Raw genomic sequence first — 12,601 nt, 5'->3', positions numbered from 1 at the left:
CTGCCCCGACCGCAGGAGACTGTCGGAAGTTGCCCCGGTGAGTCAGCGGGCCGTTACGCTAGGCTTCCGTTGGCCTATGAAGTGATGGGGAGCGCTGGGCATGGCAGACGACGTGAGCGCGTCTGGATCGGGTACCGAGGGTGACAGTTTCTGGGACCAGGCAGCCTTCGCGATCAAGGGCGATAAGGGCATCGCGACTCAGGGCGGCTGGGCAATGGGTGCAGTCACGTCCGGGCCGATCGCCGGTGGCTTCATGATGGACCCCGAGACCGCTGAGGGCATGGTTCGGAAGGCCAAATGGGCCGCCGACCGAGTGAGGCAAGCGGTCGAAGACTCTGAGCGCCTGCGTAACGCCCAACCGCCTGCTGAAGACACAGCAAGTCGGCACTTCCAAGACGTCGCGGTGGAGATGTTCCGAATAGGGGCGGATCACCAGTATGTCTTGTGGAAGCGCTACCGCGACATTGCGGACAAGCTACAAAAGGCGCTCGACGTCTACAACGAGACCGACGAGCAGGCGGGCAAGGACGTGAAGAAGTCCGGTGGAGACGATGGAGGAGGACTCTTCAATTGAAGCGTGCACTTGCCACGCTGGCGGTCGGTTCGCTGGCGGTGCTGGCTTCCGCATGTTCTGGGGAGGATGGGCAGGCCGAACCGCAGGGCTCCCCTGCGCCTTCGGTCCCGTCGTCGGCACCCGCTAGCAGTGAAGCAACATCGGACCTGCCGCACAGTGGGGCGCCTGCCGTAGACAACCCGCTGCCGGAATCGGCTGTTTCCGGCGACCCGTGCGACACGCTGACGCGAGAGCAGGTCACGACCGCTCTCGGAGAGGGCGCAGAGCCGGGCAAGCGCACTGATAAGGAAGAGCTCGGCACGTCATGCCGATGGACTCACTTGTCCGCTCAATCCTCGTTTATCGTCGGCTTTCTGACGGAGACCGGCGAGGGACTCAGCTCGACGTATGCCAACGCCAAGCCGCAATCCGAGGTGTTCAACGAAGTTGCACCCGTGGAGGAGTACCCGGCAGTGACGTACAAGTCGCGCGCCGAAGCCCCGATGTGTACCGCCGTGGTCGGTATCGCCAACGAATACGCCGTATCGGTTACCGGCACGTTGGGGACGGACGCGGAGCGGGAGGGCAAGGACCCGTGCAAACCCGTTCAGGAGGTCGCTAGCTGGGTTGTGAGCAACCTGAAGGCGAACGGCTAATCCGAACGGCGGGGCCTTGCGGCCCGGTGCCGTAGGTTGCCCGCCTGGGACGGCGTCAGTCAGCCCAGGGCCAGCTCGGGGACTGGTGAGGACCACGGATGTCAAGAAGGCCGTGGTCCGGATGACTACCACTGGCGGTAGATATATAGCTCGCCGAGCGCTGCGTCGTACCTGCCCCAGACCTTGAAGGCTTCGGACATCGTGAACCAGCAGACCGCTTCGCGACCGTACGACAGGCGTAGGCCGAAGATGTTGAGCTGTGGCACGCTTCGATACCGGGCATCGGGCAAGGGCGCCCAGTGGTGAGCTGACCCGTGCTGACTTTGCTAGATCAACAGGGCGTATATGCAGGTCACAGCATGGCATCAGACGTTCCGCTTCAACGTGTGAGGAATGCCGGGCTGACGTCTGGGGCGGGGCGGTCCCGTCTGCACGTAGAGTGCTGGCGAGCCGAGCTCAGGGTCGTGTCGACCCGCTGGTTCACGTCATGCGCCGGGCAGTCGGGAACTGGGACGGCTGAGGGCGGCCCGGAGGAGTTCCCGAATGTCACAACGCGGTAAGCGGCGCACGCGGAACGCGGATCCACAGGGTGTCGGCCCGGAGGCGCGGACCTGGGGAATCAGCCTGGGTTGGGGCGTGCTGTGGGCGCTCGGGGCGGCGCTCGGCGCGGTTGGCTGCATCGTGATGTCGATCGCGGTGCTCGACATGGGGGACGCCGCCCGGCTGATGCTCGTGTTCTGGATCTTTGCCGTCGTGTGCGGGCTCATCGCGTGGTTCCATGTGTCTCTCGTCGTCGTGGAGATCCGGGTGAGGCGAAAGGAGCGCGCCCGAAGGGGCCTCGGCACACGGCCCCCGGAGTGAGGCGATGTTCCAGCGCTCGACATGGAGGGAAGACCGCGTCGGATCCGCGATTCGCTCTGGGCGATGACCATGCGGTGTTGGGCGCGGCTCTCGCGTCAGAGGTTGATCGGTTACGGAACGTGGTTGAGGTCGGATTCTCGGCGATGATCTGATCGCCCCGCGCTGTGTGGCTCATCATGTTGAGCAGGGTGCATCAACAAGCTCATCGACGCCTGCCTCCAAGAGTCGTTCTCCGGGATCGGCAAGCCTGAGCAGCTCAAGTATGGCGCGCAGGGATCGTGGTCGCGGCGCATCACCGACGCGCACAGACTGGTATGCCCCGTCGACGGCGAAGACCTGGTGATCCTGCAGGCCGCTTCCACTATTGAGCCTGGATGTCCCTACGCGTGGGCACGTGGGTGGAGTTCCGCTTCAATGTCTGGACCAGCACCCGACGCGGTTGTCGTCCCGGCCCCTCACAGGTCGGCGACGGGTGCTGGTTGTGGGGCCCTGCCGGCTCGTGGGACGAAACGTGACGGTGGTGCGCCGAACGCGCGTGTGAATGCCGCGGTGAACGCCGCGGGTGAGGCGTATCCGAGCCGGGCAGCAACGTCGGTGATGGTCGAGGCAGGCAGTTGTCGTAGGCCGGCGAGGAGACGGGCGCGGGCTCGCCACGCGGCGGGACTGCTGCCGGTCTGAGCGCGGAAGTGGCGGTCGAACGTCCGCGGGCTCTGCTTCGCGGCTTGTGCCCAGGTCTCGTTGGTCACGGCCAGGTCGGGGGAAGCGAGGTAGCCGCGACACAGCGAGCGGAACGCCTCGTCGCGGGGTAATGAGATCGCCAGTGCCGTCGGCGTGAGGCGGCGCAGCTCGTGCAGCGCCAGGTCGATGACGGCGCCGTCACGTCCCGCGACGTCGTAGTCCGGAGCGAACTCGTTCGCTGCGCGTAGAAGCTCGCGCAGCAGGGGGCCGATCTCGGCGACCATGCAGCGGGTCGGCCACCACGGCACGGCGTCCGGCTCGATGTACATGCTCCATGTCGTCACCTCATCCATCAGCACCTCGTGCGCGACGCCCGGTGGGATGAGGACAGCGCGGTCGGTGGGGACCGTCCACGACCCGTCGTCCGTCTCGACCTGCATCACTCCGCTCGCTCCGTACAGCAGCTGCGCCCGGCGATGCGTGTGCCGGGGCAGCTGGTGAGCAGGCGGGTAGTCCGTCCCGATCGGGAGCACGTCGATCGGCAGGTGATCGACATCGTCGAGGCAGATGTTGTGCACGACACCACCCTAGTGGCGAGAACGCGAAACTTCTCGATCAACAATCGATTGCTCGCCTGCGTAGGCGCGCGGTCGGATGGGAGCGTGTCAATACTGGTTCTGTTCCTCGTGGGCGCGGCCGTCGGAGTGACAACGGTCCTGTTCGGCTTCGGGGGAGGCTTCGTCACCGTCCCGATCATCCTGTTCGTCGACGCAGCGCGGGGGCCGGACGCGTTACGCATCGCGATTGCGACGTCGGCGCTGGTCATGCTCGTCAACGCGGTCGTCGCGACCTCGGCGACGAGGCGGAGCGTCCTCGCCCATCTCCGCGGGCGGCGGTCGCTGTTCGTTCTGCTCGCCCTCGGCGGAGCGGTAGGCGGGGTCGGAGCGCTGTTCGTGCCGGACGTCGTCCCGCGCTGGGGATTCGTGGCCTACATCGGCATCACCGTCGTCGACCTGCTGCTCCGCCCGGGATTCCTGTCCTGGCGTGGGGCGGAGCGACGGCCGAAGACTCCCAGCGGCCGTCCGCTACCCGATGGCTGGGGCATACCGATCGGTGGAATCGCGTCGTTTCTCGGCGTCGGCGGGAGCGTGATGACCGTCCCGATGATGCGCCGGTCCGGAATGGACATGAGCGTGGCGACCTCGCTCGCGAACCCGTTGACCGTTGCGATCGCGGTACCGGCGATGCTCGTGGCGTCCGCGTTCGGGAGCGCCGTCGCCTCGGCCCCTGGACTGGTCGGGACGGTCGACGTCGTCTCGGCGCTTGCCCTGCTAGCCGGCGCGATCCCGGTCATCGTCCTGCTGCGAAGGCGGCCGCCGAGGATCCCGGATGCGGTACACAGCTGGGCCTACCTCGCGTTGCTCGTGGTAGCAGCGACGGCCGTGGCCGTGACGGGATGATCCGCAACAGGCCGGGTACGCAGGACATAGCCCCACGTGTGGCGAGTCCGCGGCCACGGGTGGCTGGGCGCCGTTCGATCTTCGGTGCTGTTCGATCTGCTGAGTGTTCGCTGCTCAGTGTCAGCCGTGAGTGGCAGAAATGTGCGCGACCGTGGACTCCCGAGCTGCGTACGATCGTTCTCATGAGCGACGACGTCGTGCTCCGAGACACGAAGGGCGTGGGGGAGTATCCGCAGCTTGTGAAGGTGTGGCGTACTGCTGTTGATGCCACCCACGGTTTTCTAGCTGCGGAACACCGGGCAGCGATCGAGGCACGCCTTGCGACCGACTACCTTCCACAGGTGAGCATCACTGTCGCGGAACGTCGCGGAACTCCGATCGGCTTCGCGGGGACGGCGGACGGCAAGCTGGAGATGCTGTTCGTCGACGCCGACCATCGCGGCGGCGGCATCGGCACGAAGCTGCTGAAGCACGTGCTCGTCGCAGACGGCGCGACGGCGGTTGACGTCAATGAGCAGAACGAACAGGCGGTGGGCTTCTATCAGCGCGCCGGATTCGAAGTGACGGGCAGGAGTCCGGTGGACGGCGAGGGACTGCCGTACCCCTTGCTGCACATGGTGCTGGCGACAGCAGCCGATCACGAGTAGGCGCCGGGGCGGCCGAGATGTCGGCCCGTCTGAACTCGGTGGCGCAGCGCCGCGCGCTCCACGCTGTCGCGCCGCTGGACCGTGTGCACAGTGTCCACAATGTACTAATGGGCCGATGGTTTCCTCGACGCTGTCGCGGTTCCGTAGCTGACTGAGCGACTACGTCCGCTGCGGCGTAGCGCGTCGGCGTAGCGAGTCCCCGTCGAGATCACGTCGCGGAGCGGTCCGCAGTGCCGTGGCCGTGTCGCCCAGGTTCGGTTCGGCCACGCCGGCGTGGTGCGGAGTGCTCGCGGGTACGGCCGTCCCGCAGCGGCGTTCCGCGGTTAGCCGCCAGTGGTTCGGAGCATCTCAACAGCGGGGTTCTCGCGCGCCAACGCAGCTCGACGGGGCTTCGGTCACGGATGATGCCGGTGGTGAGCCGGGTTCGACTCGGCGGACTCCTCCATCGCGGCAGCGGATTCGCGATAGTGCGTTCGTGGCCGCGACATTCGCGTGGGGGCGGCATGTCGGCCGCGTGCTCCCGGTCGACGAACCATGGGTAGGCCTACGAACCGCCGGTCTCCACGCGAGCCGATTCGATGCGAGGCGAGTAGCTGCGACCACCCGAACACCGGATGCAGCTGCTCGAGGGAACGGGTTGCGGCGTGACTGGGGCGGACCTACGTTCGGCAGGAAGCGATTGCGACGGACGACCGGTCGTGGGGGTGAAGACGTGTGGGAGCGCTGAGTTACACCGCGACCATGTCGCTCGACGGTTACGTCGCCGATGCGAACGGTGACTTCGACCGGTTGGGCCCGAGTGCCGAGGTGTTCCAATCCCATGTCGACCGCATGGGGATGGTGTCGACCGAGGTGCTGGGCCGCAACACGTATCTGCTGATGCGGTACTGGGAGTCCGCGCCGGCCGACGGCTCCTGGGGTGCCGCGGAGCACGAGTTCGCCCGCCGATGGCGCGGCATCGAGCACATCGTGGCTTCCTCGACCCTGACGCGAGACGATCTCGCGTCCGAACGGGACCGGCTCGTTCCCGATCTCGATCTCGGCGAACTCGAGCGGATCGTTGCGCAGGCTTCGGGCGAGGTCGAGATCTTCGGGCCGACGACGGCGAGCGCGGCGATCCGCGCGGGTTTGGTGCAGAACTTCCGGTTCTTCGTTGTGCCCAAGGTAGTGGGCGGAGGGCTCCGGGCCGTGCCGGAGGACACGCAACTCGACCTGCGCCTCGCCGAGCACCGTATCTTCGACAACGGCACCGCGTACCTCCATTACACGCAACACTAAGTCGAGTGCGCGTGCGGATGGTGGACGGCTGGAGCGGAGGGCCGGCGCATCACCACGGTCTCCCAACTCCGTGTGGCGCTCGCCGATGTCAACGGCAAGGATCGCAACGCGTCGGTCGGAGCGGCGTGGATGCACGGCGCACCGAAGTGTCCCGTGGCCGCGGCGTGCCAGGACGAAGCGGCGGTGACCTGCCGGTGCCGATCGGGGAACCCGCCAGCCCGTACCGCGTTCACCACTCGGCCGTCGAAGAGGGAACGTCCGGGAGGCACGCGACCACGAACGGAGGAGAGAGCGCATGACGATCCTGAGCGAGCAGTACACGCTGTCGAACGGTGTCCAGATCCCCAAGTTGGGCTTGGGCACGTGGTTCATCGCCGACGACGAGGTCCCGCAGGCGGTACGCGACGCCGTCGAGATCGGCTATCGCAACATCGACACCGCTCAGGCCTATGGCAACGAGCGTGAGGTCGGCGAAGGCGTGCGCAGCAGTGGTGTACCTCGTGACGAGCTATTCGTATCGACCAAGCTGGCCGCCGAGATCAAGGACTACGACGAGGCGGTCGCCGCGATCGACGGTTCCCTCACGGCTATGGGGCTCGACCACGTCGATCTGATGCTCATCCACAGCCCGCAGCCGTGGCACGACTTCCGCGGCGGCGCCTACGCCGAGGGTAACCGCGCCGCGTGGCGTGCCCTCGAAGAGGCCTACCGGTCGGGCAGGATCCGCTCCATCGGTGTGTCCAACTTCCAGCAGAAGGACCTGGAGAACATCCTCGACAACTGCACGGTCGCACCGCACGTGAACCAACTGCTGGTCCATGCCGGCAACACCCCGGCCGACCTCGTCTCCTACTGCGAGAGCAAGAACGTCCTCGTGGAGGCGTACTCGCCGATCGCGCACGGGGCGGTCCTGGACAACGACGAGTTGCGGTCGATGGCCGCGCAGTACGGCGTCTCCGTTCCGCAGCTCTGCATCCGCTACACCCTGCAGCTGGGCACCGTGTCGCTGCCGAAGACCGCCAACCCGGAGCACATGCGCTCCAACGCCGCGGTGGACTTCACGATCTCGGACTCCGACATGGCCGCACTGCGGGAACTGAGGGCGCAGGACTACGGTGAGCACAGCGTGTTCCCGGTCTACAGCGGACGGTGACACGGGTACGGCGGGAGCGCCGGTACTCGCCGAGCCCGGTCCGTGCCGACACGTCGTGACGTTAGGCTCTGCGTGTAGCCGAGCCGCCGGAGCGCGAGGAGCCCCGGACAGGTCGGCTCGGTGCGTCCGGCCGTGGATGCAGAAGCAACGCGGAAAGCTGCGGAGGTCATGCCATTCTTGCCTTCGCGTTCTTCCTGCTCGCCGTGGGTGCGGCGTTTACCGCTGCCGGAGTGCTGAATTACCGGGGAGTCTGGCGCCCTTACACCTATCTCTATCCCTACCTGGGCTCGGGCATGCTCTTCATGGGGATCGGTGTCGTGGGAGGCGGCCTCGTCGCGCTGGTCGTCGTTCTCGTCCGGGCCCCGTCCGGTGGTGAGCTTCCCGAAGCGCTGCAGTGGATTCTCACCGGCGTCGGGTTCGTCGCCGTGCTGTGCTTCGCCGCCGGATGCTTCTTCGGCTCCACCCACCTGCCACGTCGGTTACGGCCGCCCTGGATGACCGACGGCGAAGGGCACACCGTCCCGATCGTCGGCGGTGTCCCAGCCGGCCTGCCCCGGTGGTGCTCCGCGGTGTGCGGCACTCCGCTGGCTGCGAGCCGGGGCCCCGTACTCACGCCAGAGGCCGTCGACTGGCTCTATCGTGGCTGGTCGGCGCAGGGATGGTCACGGTTCGCCGCGAGCGTGCGCGCCGCGCCACTGCGCGCACTCGGCATGGTGCACGATGCCGGGCGACCGGCCCCTGCCGTCGTCCTCGCCGCTCAGCCCCTCCACAGCGATGCGGTGCCCGTCTACGTGGTTGCGCAGCGCATGCGCGGTGAGGACGGCGGCGAGGCGGCCGAGCTGATCGTGCGCGTCGGGCCCCGCAACGCCGTCGCGTTGTGGCAGGACGAATTCTGGCCCACGGACCAGTGGAATCTGCCGGACCAGCGGTCGTGGCGACAGCGGCTCGGGATGTTCGTGGGGCCCGGCAAGCGGCGGCGCGTCAACTCGGCCTATCGCGTGGATTTCGTGGACTGGCGAGACGTCGGCGCGTGGGTCGCGGACTTCGTGTCTGCTACCGGTGGGCCGGGCGCCGTGTGGCATCTGTACGTCGACGGCGACGATGCTTTCGAGCTGACTCCGGGCGGCGCTCCGGGCGAATTCTGCAATGCCACGGGAAACAGTGCCACGGGAAACAGTGCCACGGGAGACAGTGCTACGCGGAAGACTGGCACGGGAAACGGCGGAGACACCGGAAACGCCATGAATCATGCGTCCCTGGTCCACGCGGTGAACCAGCGGATCGCCGGAAGGCTCGCCATGCTGTGACGTCGGTCCGCCGTGGACAGCTCCTGGCGCCGCACCGGATCGACGGCACGCCGGGCGAGCGGGCAGTCCGGACCTCCATCCCGGCGAGACCCGTTTGACGGGCGATGCCGGCGGGAGGACGTTGGGGACGTGAAGATCCTCGAATTCGATCACGTCTCCCTGGCCGTCGACGAGTTCGGCGACCGGAGCGCTCCGCCGGTGTTGCTCATGGCCGGTGCCACGCAGTCGATGGACTGGTGGACGCCTGAATTCTGTGAGGTCCTCGCCGCGGAAGGGCTCTACGTCGTCAGGTACGACCAACGGGACACGGGGCGGTCGACGACGAGCCCGCCCGGCCTGCCGGACTACACGGATGTCGACTTGGCGACCGATCCGGTACGGATCCTCGATGCACTGGGTGTCGACACGGCGCACCTCGTGGGGCTGTCGATGGGTGGCGGGATCGCGCAGTACCTCGGTGTCCACGCTGCGCACCGGGTGCGGACACTCACCTTGATCGAATCGTCACCGGCCGGAGGGGACCCAGGAGACCTGCCCGCACCCGAAGCGGCCGTGGGTGAGGCGGAGAGCGCACTCCCGGGGGTCGGTGACTGGACCGACCTCGCGGCCGTCGTCCACCACCGTGTCGAGGCCGAACGTCCCTACGCGGGCTCGCTCGGTTTCGACGAGGAACGTTTCCGTGCGATCGCCACCGAGGAGGTGGGCCGGAGCCGGAACATGGAATCGTCGTTGACGAACCACTTCCTCGTCGCGGGCGGCACCGATACGGACCCCTCCGCGATCACGGCACCGGCGCTCGTCATCCACAGCGACACGGATCCGCTGTTCCCGCTGGCCCACGGTGAGGCGCTCGCCGGCATGATTCCGGACGCCACCCTCCTGCGGGTCGAGGGTATGGGGCACGAGGTGCCACCGCCGCCGGTGTGGGACGTGGTGGTGCCCGCACTCGTCGACCATGTGCGGGGCGAGTACGGGAGCACCACGGCAGGAGTGAGCTCCTCGCCTCAGTAAGATCTCCGCTATGTCGGTTTTCTGGGGTGTGCTGGCGGCGATCGGTGCGATCATCGTGCTCGTCGTCGGGGCAGGTGTGACCGCGTTCGTCGTCGCCCGGATGCGGCTGCGCCGTCAGCTGGCCCGGCAGCAGAAGGAGAGTGCCGAGTTTCCGGCGTGGGCTCGCGATCACGGCTACGAGTACGCCGAGGAGTACCCGGAATCGGAAGTCGAGCGGATCCGTGGCATGGGCGCCCTGCGGCCGTTCAGTGACTTCGCCCTGTCCCGAGCGCATCATGTCTTCTACGACACGGAAAGCGAGAAGGCGCGGTTCGTCTTCCAGCTGACCGTCTACAGCGATCCGCACGCCGACGCGCCGCCTCGAGGCGCGCTCACCGTCGCCGTGGCGGAAGTGCCGGCCAGGAAACCGCCGCATGCCGAGGACATCCACGTACGCACGAAGAATCGCCGGGAGCCGAGCATTCACGCGCACGGCCGGTGGGTGACGAGCTACGTCGGTGGCCCGCTCACGTTCGCGTCGATGGAAATCGTCACCACCGGCCTCGAACGGCACCTCGACACCACGTGAGACGCGCCGCGGCGTGGGCGGGCAGACCGGCCGCGCCGCTACGCGAGGCCGAGTTCGTCGACCACCCCGGCGATCGCGGCCCGTTGCGGATCACCGAGCCCCCGGACGGGCAGCGGCAGGCATTCGCGCGGGGCGAGGCCGAGATGTTCGGCGATCGCGGCGACCACGCGCAGGCTGCCGCCGAACGCTGCGAACAGGTCCCACAGCGGTGCGAGCCGGTCGGATTCCGCGGTCGCGTCGGCGCCGCGTCCTTCCTGCGCGGCACGCGTGATCGTCAACGCCGGTGACGGCAACGTGCCGCCGATGACCGAATACCACGCATCGCAGCCCGCGTTCAGTCCGGCAGCCGCGACGGCGTCCCCGGAGACGCCGATCGTCACGTGCTCGCCCACGGCCGCCCGGATCCCGGCGACCCGGGCGCGGGCCGCCGCGGGATCGGTGGGCACACCGGGGATCTTGATCGACGCGATCCCCGGCAGCTCGGCGATGCGGGCATAGAGGTCGGTGGTGAAGGTGAAATGGGTGGTGCCGGGATTGTCGTAGACGATGACCGGCAACTCGGTGTACTCGGTGACGGTGCGGAACAGCTCGAACACGTCGCTGTCGGTGAGCGGCTGGTAGGTCATCGGGGCGAGCAGGATTCCCGCCGCGCCCGCGGCTTCCGCGTTGTCGACGTGCGCGAGGACATGTGACGTCCGCAGGTCGCCGACACCGACGAACACGGGCACGCCGTCGGCCTGCTCGACGGCCAGGCGGGCGACGCGGGCGCGTTCCTCCCTGCCGAGGTAGGCGTAGGACCCGGTCGAGCCGAGCGCGGTGATCGAATCCGGCCCCGCGGCCACGAGCCGTTCGACCAGTCCGACGAACGCGGCCTCGTCGACGGTGTCGTCCCGCAGGGGAGTGAGCGGGAAGGCGCTGAGTCCGGTGAACGCGCCGGTCGCGTCCGGACGTTGCCCTCGGGTGGTCATACGGTCTCCTTCGCCGGATTCTCGTTTGCCGGTGTCTCGTTTACCGGGGTCTCTTTCGGCGGAGTCACTTCCGGTGCGGCGCCGATCAGCCGGCGTGTGACGGTCACTCTGTCACCGAGCATGCCCACTGCGTCGGCGAGGTCGTCGGCCGCGGAGGTGAGCTCTTCGTCGGTCATGGGTGCGAGCGCGTCGAGGATGAACAGCGCCGTCGTCGTGGCGTCGGTGAGTCCGGTGCGGCGGCCCTGCCGCCAGTTCCACCGGCGGCACGTCACTCCCGAGCCGTCACACCACACGACCTCACCGGGCTGCGGGTGCTCGAGGACGGTCTCACCGCCCGCGGCCGTGTCGAAGGGCTCGTCGCCGGTAGCTCTGGTCAGCCGTGCCGGCCCGTCGTAGGCGTGGAAGTCCTCGCCGCCGAGCGGAATCTGGCGCAGTACGGACACGGCGTTGTAGACGTCGGTGAGTGCGTTCACCCGCGGCAGCCCCTTCTCGGCTCGCCGGGTGAGCGCTTCCAGACTGTTGCGGGTGCGCTGGGGCTTGGCTCCGAACGCCCGATAGGCCTCGCGCCAGGCGGCGATGTGCGGCAGCTCGTCGACCGGCGTGCTCGCCAGCAGGGTGCGGGCGTGCGCCTCGGCGGAAGCGATCAGTTCGTCGGCCGCGTCGACGGCGCCGTCACTGTTGTCCGGTGCGAGGCCGTCGACGACGAGCAGCGCGGCGCGGTAGTCCGGTCGCAGCTCGAACACCTCCGGCTCGACGGTGCAGGCCGCCAGGAAGTCGTCGGGCGTCACGAGGTCAGGCATCGGGTTGCTCCGTTCTGTGTGTCGTCCCCACGCCCGGTTCGAAGACCGTCAGCGAGAACCGCGCGGACTCGTCGTGAGGGTTCGCGTAGGAATGCGGGACGTCGCCGTGGAAGGTCAGCGCGTCCCCGGTGCCGAGTTCGTGGACCTGGCCGTCGACCTCGACGGTGATCGCACCCTCCTGAACGTGCAGCAGTTCGCGGGTGCCGTCGGCGTGCGCCTCGCTCTCGTGCCGCTCGCCCGCGGCGAGGGTCCAGTCCCACAGCTCGACCACGTCGGGCGGGTGCGTGCCGGCCACCAGGGTGCCGCGGCCGGCCGACTCGCCCGTCCACAGCACGGCGCCCTCGCCGGCCCTGGTCAGCTTGGCCGTGCGGGCGACGGGTGGTTCGACGAGGGAGGGAAGTCCGACACCGAGTGCCTCCGACAGTCGCAGCAGCGTGCTCACGCTCGGGTTCGCCGTTCCGTGTTCGACGTTCACGACCATGCGCCTGCTCACCCCGGCATGCGCGGCGAGCTGGTCGAGCGTCCACTCGCGGGCACGCCGTTCCTGCTTCACTCGCGTGCCGATCGCACGAGCGAGCGTCGCTGCACCGTCGTCCATGGAGTGCATCATAGTGCACTGAAAAGGCACCGATTGCGGGAGGTGTCGTTCGCCGATTCCGGC

14 protein-coding genes and 1 pseudogene are annotated in these 12,601 nt (G+C 68.0%); 11 read left to right on the top strand and 4 right to left on the bottom strand.

The genetic code is table 11. The annotated features are described in order from the left end of the window. Positions 1–100: 100 nt before the first annotated feature. The 4 genes and pseudogenes from LY40_RS22885 to LY40_RS22870 all read left to right on the top strand — a co-directional run. Positions 101–574 carry a hypothetical protein gene (locus LY40_RS22885; protein WP_258938103.1) on the top strand — a complete coding sequence of 158 codons (474 nt, stop codon included), beginning with the start codon at positions 101–103 and terminating at the stop codon, positions 572–574. After that, entirely contained in the window at positions 571–1,209 is a 639-nt protein-coding gene (locus LY40_RS22880) for a DUF3558 domain-containing protein (protein ID WP_258938102.1), read from the top strand. The genes LY40_RS22885 and LY40_RS22880 overlap by 4 nt, the downstream gene beginning before the upstream one ends. Before the next feature lie 543 nt (positions 1,210–1,752). Next, positions 1,753–2,070 (top strand): hypothetical protein, encoded by a 318-nt coding sequence (locus tag LY40_RS22875; RefSeq protein ID WP_258938101.1) that lies wholly within the window; start codon positions 1,753–1,755, stop codon positions 2,068–2,070. A 192-nt stretch (positions 2,071–2,262) separates the two neighbouring features. After that, positions 2,263–2,415, top strand: a pseudogene (locus LY40_RS22870) (Txe/YoeB family addiction module toxin); the annotation flags it as partial. A gap of 110 nt (positions 2,416–2,525) precedes the next feature. On the opposite strand, the gene LY40_RS22865 reads toward LY40_RS22870, so the two are convergent. Continuing rightward, a complete protein-coding gene (locus tag LY40_RS22865) occupies positions 2,526–3,326 on the bottom strand; it encodes an AraC family transcriptional regulator (protein WP_258938100.1) in 801 nt (266 codons plus the stop codon). Between the two features lie 84 nt (positions 3,327–3,410). On the opposite strand from LY40_RS22865, the gene LY40_RS22860 reads away from it, so the two are divergent. The 7 genes from LY40_RS22860 to LY40_RS22830 all read left to right on the top strand — a co-directional run bounded on the left by LY40_RS22860 (position 3,411) and on the right by LY40_RS22830 (position 10,172). Further along, entirely contained in the window at positions 3,411–4,208 is a 798-nt protein-coding gene (locus tag LY40_RS22860) for a sulfite exporter TauE/SafE family protein (protein ID WP_258938099.1), read from the top strand. 182 nt (positions 4,209–4,390) lie between these two features. After that, positions 4,391–4,855 carry an acetyltransferase gene (locus LY40_RS22855; protein ID WP_258938098.1) on the top strand — a complete coding sequence of 155 codons (465 nt, stop codon included), beginning with the start codon at positions 4,391–4,393 and terminating at the stop codon, positions 4,853–4,855. Between the two features lie 714 nt (positions 4,856–5,569). Then, on the top strand, positions 5,570–6,133 hold the full coding sequence (locus LY40_RS22850; protein ID WP_258938097.1) for a dihydrofolate reductase family protein: 564 nt from the start codon (positions 5,570–5,572) through the stop codon (positions 6,131–6,133). A 295-nt stretch (positions 6,134–6,428) separates the two neighbouring features. Next, positions 6,429–7,286, top strand: a complete 858-nt coding sequence (locus tag LY40_RS22845; RefSeq protein ID WP_258938096.1) for an aldo/keto reductase — start codon at positions 6,429–6,431, stop codon at positions 7,284–7,286. 230 nt (positions 7,287–7,516) lie between these two features. Next, a complete protein-coding gene (locus tag LY40_RS22840; RefSeq protein ID WP_258938095.1) occupies positions 7,517–8,593 on the top strand; it encodes a hypothetical protein in 1,077 nt (358 codons plus the stop codon). 129 nt (positions 8,594–8,722) lie between these two features. Beyond that, positions 8,723–9,604, top strand: a complete 882-nt coding sequence (locus LY40_RS22835) for an alpha/beta fold hydrolase (RefSeq protein WP_258938094.1) — start codon at positions 8,723–8,725, stop codon at positions 9,602–9,604. 10 nt (positions 9,605–9,614) lie between these two features. Beyond that, complete coding sequence (locus LY40_RS22830) at positions 9,615–10,172, top strand: hypothetical protein (RefSeq protein ID WP_183783225.1); 558 nt, start codon at positions 9,615–9,617, stop codon at positions 10,170–10,172. Positions 10,173–10,210: 38 nt separating this feature from the next. On the opposite strand, the gene LY40_RS22825 is transcribed toward LY40_RS22830, so the two are convergent. Genes LY40_RS22825 through LY40_RS22815 form a run of 3 tightly spaced genes read right to left on the bottom strand, consistent with a single transcriptional unit; the run spans position 10,211 to position 12,538 of the window. Then, entirely contained in the window at positions 10,211–11,140 is a 930-nt protein-coding gene (locus tag LY40_RS22825) for a dihydrodipicolinate synthase family protein (RefSeq protein WP_258938093.1), read from the bottom strand. Further along, complete coding sequence (locus tag LY40_RS22820) at positions 11,137–11,940, bottom strand: B3/B4 domain-containing protein (protein WP_258938092.1); 804 nt, start codon at positions 11,938–11,940, stop codon at positions 11,137–11,139. The genes LY40_RS22825 and LY40_RS22820 overlap by 4 nt, the downstream gene beginning before the upstream one ends. Beyond that, positions 11,933–12,538, bottom strand: coding sequence for a helix-turn-helix domain-containing protein (locus LY40_RS22815; RefSeq protein WP_258938091.1), 606 nt, complete (start codon positions 12,536–12,538; stop codon positions 11,933–11,935). The genes LY40_RS22820 and LY40_RS22815 overlap by 8 nt, the downstream gene beginning before the upstream one ends. Positions 12,539–12,601 lie beyond the last annotated feature (63 nt).

This window comes from Prauserella salsuginis, from assembly GCF_024648885.1.
In the GTDB taxonomy this organism is placed as follows: domain Bacteria; phylum Actinomycetota; class Actinomycetes; order Mycobacteriales; family Pseudonocardiaceae; genus Prauserella; species Prauserella salsuginis.
The sequence above is the reverse complement of the archived record's forward strand: the minus strand, read 5'-3'. Positions and strand labels throughout refer to the sequence as shown.